15 protein-coding genes are annotated in these 14,232 nt (G+C 60.9%); 8 read left to right on the forward strand and 7 right to left on the reverse strand.

What is annotated here, in order from left to right; all coding sequences use genetic code 11:
- Positions 1 to 61: 61 nt before the first annotated feature.
- A complete protein-coding gene (locus P3C18_RS16025) occupies positions 62 to 880 on the reverse strand; it encodes a TatD family hydrolase (RefSeq protein ID WP_275962839.1) in 819 nt (272 codons plus the stop codon).
- Positions 881 to 1,116: 236 nt separating this feature from the next.
- On the opposite strand from P3C18_RS16025, the gene P3C18_RS16030 reads away from it, so the two are divergent.
- Entirely contained in the window at positions 1,117 to 2,502 is a 1,386-nt protein-coding gene (locus tag P3C18_RS16030; protein WP_275962840.1) for a transglycosylase SLT domain-containing protein, read from the forward strand.
- Positions 2,503 to 2,628: 126 nt separating this feature from the next.
- On the forward strand, positions 2,629 to 3,063 hold the full coding sequence (locus tag P3C18_RS16035; protein ID WP_090253443.1) for a DoxX family protein: 435 nt from the start codon (positions 2,629 to 2,631) through the stop codon (positions 3,061 to 3,063).
- Between the two features lie 51 nt (positions 3,064 to 3,114).
- Here the strand turns inward: P3C18_RS16035 and P3C18_RS16040 are convergent, their stop codons facing one another.
- Both P3C18_RS16040 and P3C18_RS16045 read right to left on the reverse strand, forming a co-directional pair.
- On the reverse strand, positions 3,115 to 4,137 hold the full coding sequence (locus P3C18_RS16040; protein ID WP_275962841.1) for a lipase secretion chaperone: 1,023 nt from the start codon (positions 4,135 to 4,137) through the stop codon (positions 3,115 to 3,117).
- An 80-nt stretch (positions 4,138 to 4,217) separates the two neighbouring features.
- Positions 4,218 to 5,162 carry a triacylglycerol lipase gene (locus tag P3C18_RS16045; protein WP_275962842.1) on the reverse strand — a complete coding sequence of 315 codons (945 nt, stop codon included), beginning with the start codon at positions 5,160 to 5,162 and terminating at the stop codon, positions 4,218 to 4,220.
- Positions 5,163 to 5,706: 544 nt separating this feature from the next.
- Between P3C18_RS16045 and P3C18_RS16050 the strand changes: the two genes are divergently transcribed.
- From P3C18_RS16050 to P3C18_RS16060, 3 genes are all read left to right on the forward strand, one after another.
- Entirely contained in the window at positions 5,707 to 6,015 is a 309-nt protein-coding gene (locus P3C18_RS16050; protein WP_275962843.1) for a class I SAM-dependent methyltransferase, read from the forward strand.
- Between the two features lie 224 nt (positions 6,016 to 6,239).
- Entirely contained in the window at positions 6,240 to 7,727 is a 1,488-nt protein-coding gene (pap, locus tag P3C18_RS16055; RefSeq protein ID WP_275962844.1) for a polyphosphate:AMP phosphotransferase, read from the forward strand.
- A 121-nt stretch (positions 7,728 to 7,848) separates the two neighbouring features.
- The gene (locus P3C18_RS16060; RefSeq protein WP_275962845.1) at positions 7,849 to 9,033 is read left to right on the forward strand and encodes a thiolase family protein; all 1,185 of its coding nucleotides are present in this window, start codon (positions 7,849 to 7,851) and stop codon (positions 9,031 to 9,033) included.
- A 75-nt stretch (positions 9,034 to 9,108) separates the two neighbouring features.
- Here P3C18_RS16060 and P3C18_RS16065 read toward each other — a convergent pair whose 3' ends face one another.
- Positions 9,109 to 9,318 (reverse strand): DUF6316 family protein, encoded by a 210-nt coding sequence (locus tag P3C18_RS16065; protein WP_275962846.1) that lies wholly within the window; start codon positions 9,316 to 9,318, stop codon positions 9,109 to 9,111.
- A 288-nt stretch (positions 9,319 to 9,606) separates the two neighbouring features.
- On the opposite strand from P3C18_RS16065, the gene P3C18_RS16070 reads away from it, so the two are divergent.
- Positions 9,607 to 10,584, forward strand: coding sequence for a DMT family transporter (locus P3C18_RS16070; protein ID WP_275962847.1), 978 nt, complete (start codon positions 9,607 to 9,609; stop codon positions 10,582 to 10,584).
- Entirely contained in the window at positions 10,574 to 10,882 is a 309-nt protein-coding gene (locus P3C18_RS16075; RefSeq protein WP_275962848.1) for a hypothetical protein, read from the forward strand. Before P3C18_RS16070 ends, P3C18_RS16075 begins: the two co-directional genes overlap by 11 nt.
- Here P3C18_RS16075 and P3C18_RS16080 read toward each other — a convergent pair.
- From P3C18_RS16080 to P3C18_RS16090, 3 genes are all read right to left on the reverse strand, one after another.
- A complete protein-coding gene (locus tag P3C18_RS16080; protein WP_275962849.1) occupies positions 10,879 to 11,499 on the reverse strand; it encodes an NAD(P)H-dependent oxidoreductase in 621 nt (206 codons plus the stop codon). The genes P3C18_RS16075 and P3C18_RS16080 overlap by 4 nt on opposite strands.
- Positions 11,492 to 12,886, reverse strand: coding sequence for a class II fumarate hydratase (locus P3C18_RS16085; protein WP_275962850.1), 1,395 nt, complete (start codon positions 12,884 to 12,886; stop codon positions 11,492 to 11,494). The genes P3C18_RS16080 and P3C18_RS16085 overlap by 8 nt, the downstream gene beginning before the upstream one ends.
- A gap of 119 nt (positions 12,887 to 13,005) precedes the next feature.
- The gene (locus tag P3C18_RS16090) at positions 13,006 to 14,016 is read right to left on the reverse strand and encodes a DUF2804 domain-containing protein (protein WP_275962851.1); all 1,011 of its coding nucleotides are present in this window, start codon (positions 14,014 to 14,016) and stop codon (positions 13,006 to 13,008) included.
- Between P3C18_RS16090 and P3C18_RS16095 the strand changes: the two genes are divergently transcribed.
- Positions 14,003 to 14,179: a hypothetical protein gene (locus P3C18_RS16095; RefSeq protein WP_275962852.1), complete on the forward strand. Its 177-nt coding sequence runs from the start codon at positions 14,003 to 14,005 to the stop codon at positions 14,177 to 14,179. The genes P3C18_RS16090 and P3C18_RS16095 overlap by 14 nt on opposite strands.
- The last annotated feature ends 53 nt before the right edge of the window (positions 14,180 to 14,232 follow it).

Genomic DNA, 14,232 nt, shown 5'->3' on the forward strand with positions numbered 1-14,232 from the left:
TCGCTCAGCCTCACAGTGGATCTATTGATCCTCATCAACCGCACTGCGCTAATTGGACTAACTAGCTGACCGCGCCCTTGAATGCAGGCAGGTTGAAGAAGGCCTGGGCCGCAGCACTGGTATGGGCCGCCACTACCTGTTCGGTTTCACCGCGGTGCAGCGCCACTTCACGCAACACCTCCACGAGAAACGCCGGCTCGTTACGGCCACTCTTCGGTTTCGGTCGCAGGCTGCGTGGCAGCAGGAAGGGCGCATCACTTTCCAGCATCAGCCGGCCACGGGGGATTTCCTTGACCAGTGGATGCAGGTGGCTGCCACGGCGCTCGTCGCAGATCCAGCCAGTGATGCCGATATGCAGGTCCATATCCAGGTAATTGAACAGCGCGCGCTTTTCCCCGGTAAAGCAGTGCACCACGGCCGCCGGCAGCTGGTCGCGGAAATGCCGCAGGATCGCCAGCAGGCGCTCATCAGCATCACGTTCGTGCAGAAACACCGGCAGTTGCAGTTCTACCGCCAGGGCCAGTTGCTGCTCCAGCACCTGCTCCTGTTGCGGCCGGGGTGAGAAGTCGCGGTTGAAATCCAGCCCGCATTCGCCCACCGCACGCACCCTGGGATCGGCCAGCAGGGCCTTGAGCTGCGCATGGCTGTCGCTGTTCCAGCTGCTGGCATCGTGAGGGTGAATACCGGCGGTGCTGAACAAATGCTCGGCGCTGTCATCCAACTGCCGACACAGCTCCAGGGCGTGCTGACTTTCCGTCAGGCTGGTACCGGTCAGCAGCATTTGCTGGATGCCTGCCGCATAAGCGCGAGCGAGGAGTGCTTCGCGTTGTTCGGCAAAGCTTGGGTGAGTCAGATTGACGCCGATGTCGATGAGTTGCATGGTGCTACCTGCTGAATTGATTGGGCAGCATAGCAGAGCTTTTTTAATAGATTAAAAGCCAATAAATACAGTTAGTTAAAGCCTATACATGATGTTGCATATGATTGTCGGCTGGCATCCATGGGCGGGCTGTGCCAACCTCCGCGCCCCGCGCGAGGGGTCAGTTGCCTTATACCCAGCCTGTTCAGACGAGCCGCTGCACTGATCTGTCGGCCGATTCCGCCCCTGGAGCCTTGATGTTGCGAGTGCTGCTCACCTGCTGCCTATTGCTGCTGTCGTGTACAGCGGTGGCGCGCGTGGCTGGCCCGCTGGAAGTCGAACAGCCCAAGGCCGCCCGTGACCTGGCGAGCATTCGCAGCAGTGGTGAGTTGCGCGTGCTGGTCAACCAGAGCCGCAACAGCTCGGGTGAGGTCAAGGGCCAGAGCATTGGCGTCGAGTACCAGCGTATGCGCGCCTTTGAGCAGTACCTCAATCGCAACTCGCGCGATGGCCGCACGCTCAAACTGAAGATCATTCCGCGCGCCAAGGATCAGCTGCTGGCTGCCTTGCAGCGCGGCGAGGGTGATCTGGTTGCCCCCGGTGAACTGCTGAATATTCCGCGCGGCAGCAAGCTCAGCGCCAGCACGGCGATCCGCAGCAATGTGCCGCTGATCATCGTCGCCAAACAGGGTAACCGCCGTTACCAGAACCTCGAACAGCTCTCCGGGCGCAGTCTGGCCTTGCCTGCGGGCAGCGTGGCGGGGGAAGCGGTGCGGGCGGTCAACCAGCGCCTGATCGACAGCAAGCGTTCGCCGATTATTGTCGAATGGGTCGACCCGAGCCTGGCAGTCGAGGACGTGCTGGAAATGGTCCAGGCCGGCATCTTCAGCGTCACGGCAGTCGAGCAGCCAATTGCCGAGCGCTGGGCCAAGGTGATGCCCAAGCTGCGCCTGGACCGTCATCTGCAATTGGCCAGCGACGGTGATATGCGTTGGTACGTGCGCCGCGACACGCCCATGYTYGGTGCGAGCATCGACCGCTTTCTCAAGGGTTACCGTGACCCGGCGGACCAGGATGCGGCGTTCCAGCGCGTCTACCGGCGCCTGTACAAGGTGCATTATCCGCTGGGCCGCACCGAGCGGCAGCGCCTGGAAAAAGTCCGCCCGGTGCTGCAACGCTATGCCACTCAGCATGATTTCGACTGGTTGGCCCTGGCTGCTGTGGCTTTTAAGGAGTCGACCCTTAACCCCGCCGCGCGCGGGGCCGGTGGCGCCACCGGGCTGATGCAGATCACCCCGGCGGCGGCGCGCAGCGTGGGCGTAAGCAATATCGGCGTGCTGGATAACAATGTGCAAGCCAGCGCCAAGTACCTGGCGATGATTCGTCGCAACTACTTCAACAGCCCGCAGCTTAATGAGCGCGAGCGCATGGCCTTTATCCTGGCCGGCTACAACATGGGCCCGCAACGGGTGCAGAGCCTGCGTGCGGAAGCACGCAGGCGTGGCCTGAACCCCAACCAGTGGTTCTTTCAGGTTGAACGGGTGGCGATGGAGCAGATGGGCATGGGCGTGGTCAGCTATGTGAATAGCGTGAATAAGTACTACCTTGCTTATGACCGTGAGCGCTATCTATTGGAGCCTTAGCGCGCAGGTTGAGAATGTAGATTTATTAATTTATTCGATATTTTATAGCGATTTTATCCGCTTTAAATATTGGTTAATTGGTTTAATCTTCGTTCCATCAACTCCCCACTACAAGGACTGCTGCACATGAACGCTCTGATCAAATCTGTTGTTGCAACTCAAGCTGGCTATGGCCTGACCGTGCTGCGCATCATCGCCGGCATCACCTTCGCCGCCCACGGCGCGCAGAAGCTGTTTGGCTGGTTTGGCGGTTACGGCCTGGAAGGCGTAGGCCAGTGGATGGAAAGCATCGGCCTGGCGCCGGGTTACCTGCTGGCGCTGATGGCCGGTAGCGCCGAGTTCTTCGGTGGTATTGCCCTGATCATCGGTCTGCTGGCGCGCCCAGCGGCTGCGGTGCTGGCAGTGACCATGGTGGTGGCGATTGCCACGGTACACCTGGCCAATGGTTTCTTTATGAGCAACAACGGTTATGAGTTTGCCCTGGCCCTGCTGGCGATCAGCGTAGCGATCCTGATTGAAGGTGCTGGCAAGCTGTCGCTGGACAAGCGCATCGCTGGTTAAGCGACTCGGCAGCAACCAGTAAAAAGCCCACTTCGGTGGGCTTTTTACGTTTCAGGGTTTGGGTTTGTTCTGCGTCGCCAGCTGTTCGGCAGCCTCCAGGCGCAGTTGTTCGCGCTCATCAAAGTTCTCCGCCGCCAGTTGGGCAATGGCGGCACGTTTGTCGCTGGCGCTCATGCCGGGGTTGTTTTCGATGGCGGCTTTTTCAGTGCTGTACTGGGCGATGCGTTTCTTCCAGGTTTGTCGTTGCTGGTCGAGCACTTCGAGGCGCTGGGTGGCTTCGGCGCCGACCAGTTGCTGACGCAGCTGGCGGATCTGTTCCGGTTTGGCGCCGGCGGCTTGCAGCTGCGCGGTTTGCTGGCGCAGTTCGTTTTGCAGTTGCGGCAGCACGGTGTCCTGCATCTCGGCAGGCAGGCTGTTGCGCAGTTGGTCGACGGCGGCGGCTTTGCCGGCATCGTCCAACTGACTGTTATGCAGAATCGCCAGGCGTTGCAGGGTGAACTGGTTGTAGGCCTCTTCGCGGGCAAAGAACGCTTGTTGCGTTTGGCTATCGAAAATCCGTGCGCGCAGCGCCTGCACAGCGGCTTCACGCTGACGCAAGGCATCCAGATTGGCCATCTGTGGCAGCTCGCGTTCGAGCAGCACCAGCTCGCGTTTGTAGTCGAGGTACTGGTTGAGCAGGGCCAGAGCCTGTTCGCGGGCATTGGCCGGCAGCTCTGCGGCGATATAAGCGCGCAGGCGCTCGACGCTGGTGCGCAGCGGTTCTTCACCAGCTGCGGCAAGGAAATAGTCGAAGATCCGTCGGATGTCTTCGCTGATCAGCAGATTGCCGTTGGCATCCAGGCGAAAGACGCCATCCACCGTGGTGCCGCCGAATGAGGCGGGCAGGGTTTTTAATGGCTCGGCCTTGGTTCGCGCGTCGGTCTGGCTTGGTGTGGCGGGCGGTGTATCCGGGCGTTGTATTGGTTGTGGCGCATCGCCGCTGAGCTGCGCGGGAATATCCACGGGTTGCAGGTACAGCGCGAGGGCCAGGCAGGCGGCGAACAACAGCGGGGACAACAGCAGAAATTTTTTCACAGGCACTCTTCGGACGGACAAACGGATTCGGCGAGGTGGGCAGAAACGCCAGGGGCTGAGGGTAGCCCCTGGCGAAGCTGTTACAGACCGTCGTTTTTCAGGCGGTTGGCGTGCTGGCGATAGACCGTGACCGGGTCGGTTTCGAACAGGCTGGTCAGCCCCAGGGTCTGGTTGACCTCATCGAGGTGGTTCATCCGGTAGTTATCGCGGATTACCTTGCCCATGCGCGAGCTGCAGCGGCCAACCAGGCCGTCGTTGGCTTCGCCCTTGAACGTCAGCGCGGTGGCGCCTAGCAGCAGGTCGCTCGGGTCGATGATATTGGTCACCGGGCTGGTGCCACTCCAGGAGTAGTAGCGCACGCCATTCACGCTGTAGGCGCCTTCACCGCAGGCGGTGGTCGGAATGCCCTGCGGGAACTTGGCGTTGAAGCGCGCCGCGCCCTGGCTGTTGAGCGATTCCAGCGAGCCCAGCGCGTTCTGCGGGCTGGTGCTGGAGCTGCCGGAGAGGAAGTTGATCAGCGTGCCGAGCCCGTTGACGATGCCGGCGAGCAAGGTTTCCCCGGCCGAGCCTGCTGGCACCTGACGGATAAAGTCGGCGGTGGCCGAGCCTTTGTGCGGCGCACCGACGCTGGTGGCCGAGGCAATCAGATTAGGGCTGACGGCGGCGACATAGCGAATGGTCGGCCCGCCATGGCTATGGCCGATCAGGTTGACCTTGGGCTTGCCGCTGATGGCGACAATGTCTTCTACCTGGGCCAGCAGTTCTTCGCCGCGAGCTTCCGAGGTGTTCAGTTGGCTGACTTCGGTGATGTACACACTGGCGCCGTCACGGCGCAGCGCGGCGGGGATGCCGTACCAGTAGTCGACCCCGAGGATGCTGTCGAAACCGAGCATGCCGTGGGCCAGTACAACCGGGTATTTGGTCTGGGTGTAGCCGGAGGAGCCGAACCAGAAAGCATGAGTATTGCCGGAGGCCAGTAAACCGGCGCCCAGGCAGAGGGCGAGCAGGGTTTTATTGTTGTTCATTGGTGCTCTCGCTAGGGTTGATCGGGCAGTTCAAGGCAGTCCATGCAGCCAAAACGCCMATCCCGTGGCGTGTACATCAGCCCAGGGGTATTGGCAGGAACCATGCCAGTAGCCGTAAACAGCCGTGTAGCCCTCTGCTACGGGCGCTACATCGAAGTTATGCGCAATCCGCTGCAGGCGCAGTGCTGCGGGTTTGTTACGGGGTGAAACGGCGCGAGCCTGGATTCAGGCCCCAGATGACGGAGCAGCGGCCTGCGCGCCGGCGGCAAAAAGCCAGGCTGGCAGGCTGATGAGAGGTGCCACCAATCAAAGGTTGGGGTGGTTGGGTATGGCCGCAGCCGAGCGCCTTGACAGTGCTGCGCAGGCTTCTCTAGGATGCCGACCCATGCGCCGATTTAAACAGCTACTTGCGGGGCGCCGGGTTAACTGCTGATTGCAGCGCCCTGAGAAGCACTCTTCGGAGGCTTTGAAATTCCGCTAAAACGCTGGTTCGGTGTCGCCTCTCACCGCTGCCCAGCGGACTCAATGAGGCGGAGACATATCGATGCACTGTCCCCAACCGCTTATTCGCCTGGCCCCGATCACATCTGGGCTAACCCTGCACAATCCGAAAATTCTCCTGGGCGGCAGCCATCAGCCGACCCTGCTGCGCTACCTCGACGGCTGGCCCAAGCGTTGGCCGGGCCCGCGTACCTTTCTGATCAACTTTGTTCGCGATGGCGAATCCCTGGCGCGCTTTGCCAGCAATCACTTCGATATGGCGGTGATCCAGGCGCCAAGCGCCGCGCAGTTGGAAGAGACTGTGCGTCAGCTGACGCGGGTGGCCAAGCAGGGACTGATCACGCGGCGCTGACAGGCCGTTGAGAAACTACCTGCGTTGGCAATACTGCGTTGAAATCGGCCTCAAAATGCTCATTTACAACAGGTAAACTCCGCTGTGCTGCGTAGCGGCCGATTTCGCCTTGTCTTGCCTGCCTCGCCTACGTTTTCAACGGCCTGCAGTTGAATGATGCAACAGCTTTGGCCAAAGCCACTGCCGATCCGCTAGGCTCAACCGATATTGTCAGGGAGTGGGCTATGTTCGAATCCGCCGAGATCGGCCGCAGCATCGATAAAGAAACCTATGAGGCCGAGGCTCCAGCGCTGCGCGAAGCGCTGCTGGAGGCGCAGTACGAGTTGCAGCAGCAAGGGCGTTTTGCCGTGCTTATCCTGATTGATGGCATCGAGGGCGCTGGCAAGGGCGAGACGGTCAAGCTGCTCAACGAGTGGATGGACGCGCGGCTGATTCAGGTCAACACCTTCGATCAGCAGACTGATGAAGAACTGGCGCGCCCGCCGGCTTGGCGCTATTGGCGGCAACTGCCGCCTAAGGGGCGCATCGGTATCTTTTTCGGCAACTGGTACAGTCAGATGCTGCAGGGACGCGTGCATGGGCGGATCAAGAACGCCGTGCTCGACCAGGCCATCGACACCACCCTGGGGCTGGAGCGCATGCTCTGCGATGAGGGCACGCTGATCTTCAAGTTCTGGTTCCATCTGTCCAAGCAGCAGATGAAGGCGCGCCTCAGAGCCTTGCAGGACGACCCGCTGCACAGCTGGCGGATCAGCCCGCTGGATTGGCAACAGTCGAAAACCTACGACAAGTTTGTGCGGGTCGGCGAGCGTGTGCTGCGCCGCACCAGTCGTGATTACGCGCCCTGGTATGTGGTGGAGGGTGTGGATGAGCATTACCGCAGCCTGACGGTCGGGCGCATCCTGCTCGATGGGTTGCAGGCGGCGCTGAAGGCCAAGAGCCGCCCCGTGCCCCATCCCCATGCTGCGCCGCTGACTTCCAGCCTGGATGAGCGTGGCTTGATCGACAGCCTGGACATGACCCAGGCGCTGGACAAGGACAGCTACAACGAGCAGCTGGTGATTGAGCAGGCGCGACTGTCCAGCCTGATGCGTGACAAGCGCATGCGCCGCCATTCACTGATCGCGGTGTTCGAAGGCAACGATGCGGCGGGTAAGGGCGGGGCGATTCGTCGGGTGATCGGCGCGCTCGATCCCCGTCAGTACCGCATCGTCCCGGTTGCCGCGCCGACCGAAGAAGAGCGCGCGCAGCCTTACCTGTGGCGCTTCTGGCGGCATATTCCGCCGCGCGGCAAGTTCACCGTGTTTGATCGCTCCTGGTATGGCCGGGTGCTGGTGGAGCGGGTCGAAGGCTTTTGCAGCACCGGCGACTGGCTGCGCGCCTATGGCGAGATCAACGACTTTGAAGAGCAGCTCAGCGAAGCCGGCGTGGTGCTGGTGAAGTTCTGGCTGTCGATTGACCAGCAAACCCAGCTGGAGCGCTTCAAGGCGCGTGAGCAGATTCCCTTCAAGCGTTTCAAGATCACCGAAGAAGACTGGCGCAACCGCGAAAAATGGCCGCTGTACCGCGATGCGATAGGCGATATGGTCGACCGCACCAGCACGGAAATCGCGCCCTGGACGCTGGTGGAAGCCAATGACAAGCGCTTCGCCCGAATCAAGGTACTGCGCACCATCAATCAGGCGCTTGAGGTGGCATTCGGCAAAGGCTGAGTGAGTGTTTTACGTGGGCAACAGGATGGTCGCGCATACGGCTGATGAATGATCGTCGCTGAGTGAGATTGTCCGGCTTTATTCTTGTTGGCAACTCAACCCAATAACAATGAGGTGCGACATGCGTGAAGTGGTGATCGTTGACAGCGTGCGGACTGGCTTGGCCAAGTCCTTCCGTGGCAAGTTCAATCTGACCCGTCCAGACGACATGGCGGCTCATTGCGTCAATGCGCTACTGGCGCGTACCGGCATTGATCCGGCGCTGGTGGATGATTGCATCGTCGGTGCCGGTTCCAATGAAGGCGCCCAGGGCATGAACATCGGCCGCAACGTTGCGGTGCTGTCCGGCTTGGGCACCAACGTGGCGGGCATGACCCTCAACCGTTTCTGCTCCTCGGGTCTGCAGGCCATCGCGATTGCTGCCAACCAGGTGGCGTCCGGCTGCAGCGATGTGATCGTGGCGGGCGGCGTCGAGTCGATCACCATGACTTTGAAAAGCCAGAACATGCAGAACCTGTTCAACCCGCTGCTGCAAAAAGAGGTGCCGGGTATCTATTACCCGATGGGGCAGACCGCTGAGATCGTTGCCCGTCGTTACAACGTCAGCCGCGAAGCCCAGGACGCCTATGCCCTGCAGAGCCAGCAGCGCACTGCGCGAGCGCAGGCCGAAGGCATGTTTGACGATGAAATCGTGCCGATGCACGTCAAGTATCAGGTTGAAGACAAAGCCACCGGCGAGAAGAGCATCGTTGACGGCATCGTCGCCCACGACGACTGCAACCGCGCCGACACCACCCTGGAAAGCCTCGCTGCGCTCAAACCGGTATTTGCCGACGACGGTTCGGTCACTGCAGGCAATGCCTCGCAGCTGTCCGATGGCGCGTCGATGACCCTGGTGATGAGCCTGGAAAAAGCCATCGAGCTGGGCCTCAAGCCACTGGCGTTCTTCCGTGGCTTTGTTGCCGTCGGTTGCGAGCCGGATGAAATGGGCATCGGTCCGGTGTTCTCGGTGCCCAAACTGCTCAAGGCCAAGGGCCTGAGCGTTGCCGATATCGACCTGTGGGAACTCAATGAGGCGTTTGCTTCGCAATGCCTGTATGCCCGCGACCGTCTGGAAATCGACAACGCCAAGTACAACGTCAATGGTGGCTCGATCTCCATCGGCCACCCGTTCGGCATGACCGGTTCGCGTCAGGTCGGCCATCTGGTACGTGAGCTACAACGGCGCAAGCTGCGCTACGGCATCGTCACAATGTGTGTGGGCGGCGGTATGGGCGCAACCGGGCTGTTTGAAGCGGTGCGCTGATCAGCGTCGCCATAAGTGGCAGCTAATAAAAAACCGCGACTATTCGCGGTTTTTTATTAGCTGGAGTTTTGCGTTTTAGAACGCTCGGCTCTCGATGATCTCGTTAGCCTGAATCATCCGGCGGATATAGAAGGCAATCTCGCGCTCGGCATCCGTTCGGTTGAAGTAGGGGCCTTCCAGGGTGCCCTCGCGGGTGGAGAAGAAAAACTGGCCGTTGACCGCGCTAACGCGTTCGCTGCGGTAGTGGGTGCCTGGGTTATGGTCGATATTGCGTTGGCCGAACATAAATGAACCTCCCGCAAAATGAGCTGCTGAGGTCAGTCTAAACGGCGTTTTTCTGGCTGCACTAAATAACGACAAATGGTCGTTTTTGCCGAAATTTGGCGTGTTTTTTCCGGTTTTCATATTTTTTGACGCCATAAGGCTGACTTGATGCTGTGCGGCCATCAGTACAGTTGCCGTGAATAGCTGTGCCTGGCTGTGGCTGTGCCGGTTATTAGTGGCGACCTAGAATGCTGTGTTGCTGCCCCAACCTGCATAGGGCAAAGGTTGCGGTGCTGTTGCGAGGCGTTTATGCACATTTCTTCCGGTCGCTGGCTCTATGGTTTGTTTCTCGCGCTGCTGACTGCGGTGTTGTGGGGCGTGCTGCCGATCAAACTCAAGGAAGTGCTGCAGGTGATGGACCCGGTCACGGTGACCTGGTTTCGCCTGCTGGTTTCCGGTTCCATCCTGCTCGCCTACCTGGCTGCCAGCAAACGTCTGCCGGCATTCCGCCCATTGGGCAAGAAGGGCGCCTGGCTTCTGCTACTGGCGATAGCCGGGTTGACCGCCAACTATGTGCTGTATCTGGTTGGCCTCAATTTACTCAGCCCCGGCACGACCCAGCTGGTGATTCAGGTGGCGCCGATTCTGCTGCTGGTCAGCAGTATTTTTATCTTCCGCGAGCGTTTCAGCCTCGGCCAGGGGCTGGGCTTGCTGGTGCTGCTGATCGGTTTTGTCTTGTTCTTCAACCAACGTCTGGATGAGCTGCTGACTTCGCTGACGGCCTACACCACTGGCGTGCTGATCGTGCTGCTGGCGGCGTTTGTCTGGGCGTTCTATGGCTTGGCGCAGAAACAGCTGCTGACGGTGTGGAACTCGCTGCAGGTGATGATGGTGATCTACCTGGCCTGCGCTGTATTGCTGACGCCCTGGGCGCACCCGCTGCAAGCACTTGAGTTAAGCCCGCTGCAGGGCTGGCTGCTGTTTGCCTGCTGCCTGAATACCCTGGTGGCCTATGGCGCGTTTGCCGAGGCGTTGGCTCACTGGGAGGCTTCACGGGTAAGCGCAGCGTTGGCGATTACCCCGCTGGTGACGTTTGCTTCGGTGGCGCTGGCCGCCAGTTGGTGGCCTGACCATGTGCAGCCCGAGCAGATCAACTGGTTGGCCTATGGCGGCGCGGTGCTGGTGGTGCTGGGCTCGGCGTTGACGGCGCTCGGCCCATCGCTGGTCGCCAGCTGGAAAGCCCGCAAGAGCGGCGTGGTTCCTTTAGGAGTCTTGAATGAGCAATGATGAATTGGCACGGATTAACGGCAAGATCCTTGCTGCCGGGGAGCAATCTTTGCCGGCAGTGACCTTGCGCGATGGCAGCCGTGTACAGACGGGAACGGTGGCCACCATGCTGCACAACATCGACCTGTACAACCAGGGTGAGCGCGGCGAGGTCGAGCGTGAGCTGGAACTGGCCGTACCCACACTTTGCCGCATTGGTCTGTTTCAGCTGTTCTCACCCGAGGAGTGGAGTGCCTGCGATGACAACCCAGGCCGCCGTTTTGTCGGCCTTAAAGCCCGTGAGTACCTCGGCGACTAGGCTTTCACGCCGAGGCTTTCCGCGCGGCGCAACCAGCTCTGGCGTTGTTCTTCGCTGGAGGGGCGCACGGGGGCGAATTCGGCCAGGCGGCGGGTTTTGATGCCGCTGAAACCGAGGATGGTACGGGTCATCTGCCGATGTCCGGGGGCGCCATAGATCCAGCGGAAGTACCAGGGCGGTGTATCCATGGTCACCAGCAGATCGGCGGTACGTCCGGTCAGTAGCTTGTCCCAGAGTTGCGAACGGTTGCGGTACTTGAAGGCAAAGCCCGGCAGAAAGGTGCGGTCGAAGAAGCCCTTGAGTAGCGCGGGAATGCCGCCCCACCAGACCGGGTAGACGAATACCAGGTGTTCAGCCCAGTGAATCTGCCGCTGCGCCTCCAGCAGGTCGGGCTCCAGTTGCTGGCTTTGCTCGTAGCCATCACGCAGCACCGGGTCATAGCTCATCTCGCCTAGCTTCAACTGGCGCACCACGTGACCCTTGCTACGGGCGCCCTGGGCATAGGCTTCACCGAGGGCATGGCAGAAGCTGTTGCCCTTCGGTGTGCCGAGAATCATCAGGATGCGTTTGCCATCACCTTCCAGTGGTGTTGCGCCGCTCTTTGCCGCTTCACTCATGTTGACCCGCCTCCAGCATGTTTTCGGGACGCACCCAGGCGTCGAATTGTTCATTGCTCAGGTAGCCCAGTTGCAGCGCTGCTTCGCGCAGGGTGGTGCCGTCCTGATAGGCCTGCTTGGCGATCTGTGCGGCTTTGTCGTAGCCGATATGCGGGTTCAGCGCGGTTACCAGCATCAGGCCACGCTCCAGGTGTTCGGCCATTTTCGCCGCATCGGGTTGCAGGCCAGCCACACAGTGCTGCTGGAAGTTATGGCAGCCGTCCGCGAGTAAGCGTATCGATTGCAGCAGATTGTGGATGATCACCGGCTTGAACACGTTGAGCTGCAGATGGCCCTGGCTCGCGGCAAAGGCAATCGTGGTGTCGTTACCGAGAACCTGGCAGGCCAGCATCGACAGCGCCTCGCATTGAGTGGGGTTGACCTTGCCCGGCATGATCGAGCTGCCCGGTTCATTGGCCGGCAAGCGCACCTCGGCAAAGCCTGCGCGCGGGCCGGAGCCCAGTAAACGCAGGTCATTGGCAAGCTTCATAAGGCCGACTGCGAGGGTTTTCAAGGCGCCTGATAGCGCCACCAGCGGCTCGTGACCGGACAGGGCGGCAAATTTGTTCGGTGCGCTGACCAGCGGCAGGCCACTTAAAGCGGCCAGTTCGGCGGCCATGGCGTCGGCAAAACCTTGCGGTGAATTCAATCCGGTGCCGACTGCCGTGCCGCCCTGGGCCAGTTCACAGACGGCCGGCAGAGCGGCCTGGATGGCACGTTCGGCATAACCCAGCTGCGCGACAAAGGCTGATAGCTCCTGGCCGAAGGTCATCGGTGTGGCGTCCATCATGTGTGTGCGCCCGGTCTTGACCAGCCGCGCATGGCGCTCAGCTTGTTCCTGCAGCCCATCACGCAGTTCGCGCACGGCGGGCAGCAGTTGCTGCTGCACGGCCTGCACGGCGGCGATATGCATGGCGGTGGGGAAGCTGTCGTTGGAGCTTTGCGCGCGATTGACATGATCATTGGGGTGCACCGGCGTTTTGCCGCCACGGCCGCTGCCGGCCAGTTCATTGGCGCGCCCGGCGATCACTTCATTGACGTTCATATTGCTTTGCGTGCCGCTGCCGGTCTGCCAGACCACCAGGGGAAATTGCTCATCATGCTGGCCGGCCAGCACCTCGTTGGCCGCTTGCTCGATCAGCCGGGCCAGATCGGCCGGCAATTCACCAATGCGCTGATTGACTCGCGCGGCAGCCTTCTTGATCAGCGCCAGGGCGTGTACCACCGGCAAGGGCATGCGCTCCTGGCCGATGGCGAAATTGATCAGTGAGCGCTGGGTCTGTGCCCCCCAATACGCCTCTTCAGGGACTTCAATCGGGCCCAGGCTGTCGGTTTCAGTGCGGCTCATGGCGGCTCTCCTGATGGTTGCGCATGCAGCAAACGAGTTGCCCGGCCGGCGATTGCCAGCCTGGGCGTATCTCAGCTTAGGTCGCTATGCATCAGTAGAGGTTCAACATCGATGGCCGATTACCAGCGGGCGCGGGTCTCACCCAGCCAGCCAAGGGCGTTGTTGACCGGCACGCGCTCACCTTCCGGGCCGCGCAGAACACCCTCGAAATGTCCGAACCACTGCTGCGTATCTGCATAGAACGGCCCGAGCCGACGGTAGGCCTGGTGGCGCTGGCGTGGGCTGAAGGTCAGCTGTACGGCATCATCCGGGCTGCGCAGTTGCCAGGGTGCCAGTGGGTTGTGCGGCGCCTGGGTAATGGTTATGGGGGTGTCCAGATGCTGCAGTTCGCCGCCAAACCACAGGGTGTTTTCCGACAGGCCGCTGTGATCCGTCCAGCCGGCGCCGAAGTTGCCGGCGATACCACCCGGTGCAGCAAAGGCGGCGCGGGTCCAGTGGCTGTTGAGTGGCCAGACGCCACGGCCGAAATCCAGTGAGGCAAAACTTTGCCCAGTGACGCAGCTGTAATGCTGTTTGCCCAGTTGCACGCTACCACTGCAGGGCAGGCCCAGCTGGCGGCTGGTGGCGTGAAAACTATGCGGACCGAGCGGGGCGACCAGGTTGACCGAGTCCAGGTGGGCAGGGCGCTGAATATCCAGGGCGACTTGCAGCGGTTGGCCGCCAATATCTGGCGCATTGATGGTGATGCGCGTGCGCCCGGTGTGTTCAGCCACGCGCAGTTGCAGGCGTGGGTGGTTGAATTCGTGGCTGGCCTGCGGCTGATCTGGCAGGTCGCAGCCGCGGCCGAATAGACGGTATTGGCTGTAGGCGACGGCTTGGCCGCTTTGCAGATCAAGGAAGTAGGCAGCGGCATAACCCAGGTAGTCGAGGTCGGCCTGGGTAAACGAGAGCATCCACTGCGGGGTGGTGATGCACCAATGGTTCCAGCGTTTGCGCCGGCCGAAGTGCCCGGGTATCGCGCAATCAATCATCGGTCTGGGCGACCAGCCGATGGCCTGCGGGTTAAGCAGGCCGTGGCTATCGCATAGCGCGATGGCGGCAAGAGGCTCTGGGTGAGTGAAGCTGTTCATCGACACGTCCATGTGTGTGCTGGTGCCTCGCCTTTTGAGCGCCGGCACGCTGAAGCAGAAGATGGCTTATCTGGCCGAGCATGCACAGGCATTGGCCTGCTCGGCAAGTGCTGGCATTTTGGCCTTTAACCAGGCAGTGCGCCAGTGCACAGTTGTAGTGTGAGTTGATCGACGCGCTCACTGACTTGAGTGTGACCCGCGCTTGGGCACAAAATG

The organism is Pseudomonas sp. 1928-m (genome assembly GCF_029269135.1).
Classification (GTDB): Bacteria; Pseudomonadota; Gammaproteobacteria; order Pseudomonadales; family Pseudomonadaceae; genus Aquipseudomonas.

Excerpts from the sequence above, each read along its gene's own strand:
- P3C18_RS16025 (WP_275962839.1), bottom strand. The coding sequence starts at position 880 with ATGCAACTCATCGACATCGGCGTCAATCTGACTCACCCAAGCTTTGCC.
- P3C18_RS16035 (WP_090253443.1), top strand. The coding sequence starts at position 2,629 with ATGAACGCTCTGATCAAATCTGTTGTTGCAACTCAAGCTGGCTATGGC.
- P3C18_RS16045 (WP_275962842.1), bottom strand. The coding sequence starts at position 5,162 with ATGAACAACAATAAAACCCTGCTCGCCCTCTGCCTGGGCGCCGGTTTA.
- P3C18_RS16050 (WP_275962843.1), top strand. The coding sequence starts at position 5,707 with ATGCACTGTCCCCAACCGCTTATTCGCCTGGCCCCGATCACATCTGGG.
- pap (WP_275962844.1), top strand. The coding sequence starts at position 6,240 with ATGTTCGAATCCGCCGAGATCGGCCGCAGCATCGATAAAGAAACCTAT.
- P3C18_RS16060 (WP_275962845.1), top strand. The coding sequence starts at position 7,849 with ATGCGTGAAGTGGTGATCGTTGACAGCGTGCGGACTGGCTTGGCCAAG.
- P3C18_RS16065 (WP_275962846.1), bottom strand. The coding sequence starts at position 9,318 with ATGTTCGGCCAACGCAATATCGACCATAACCCAGGCACCCACTACCGC.
- P3C18_RS16070 (WP_275962847.1), top strand. The coding sequence starts at position 9,607 with ATGCACATTTCTTCCGGTCGCTGGCTCTATGGTTTGTTTCTCGCGCTG.
- P3C18_RS16075 (WP_275962848.1), top strand. The coding sequence starts at position 10,574 with ATGAGCAATGATGAATTGGCACGGATTAACGGCAAGATCCTTGCTGCC.
- P3C18_RS16080 (WP_275962849.1), bottom strand. The coding sequence starts at position 11,499 with ATGAGTGAAGCGGCAAAGAGCGGCGCAACACCACTGGAAGGTGATGGC.
- P3C18_RS16085 (WP_275962850.1), bottom strand. The coding sequence starts at position 12,886 with ATGAGCCGCACTGAAACCGACAGCCTGGGCCCGATTGAAGTCCCTGAA.
- P3C18_RS16090 (WP_275962851.1), bottom strand. The coding sequence starts at position 14,016 with ATGAACAGCTTCACTCACCCAGAGCCTCTTGCCGCCATCGCGCTATGC.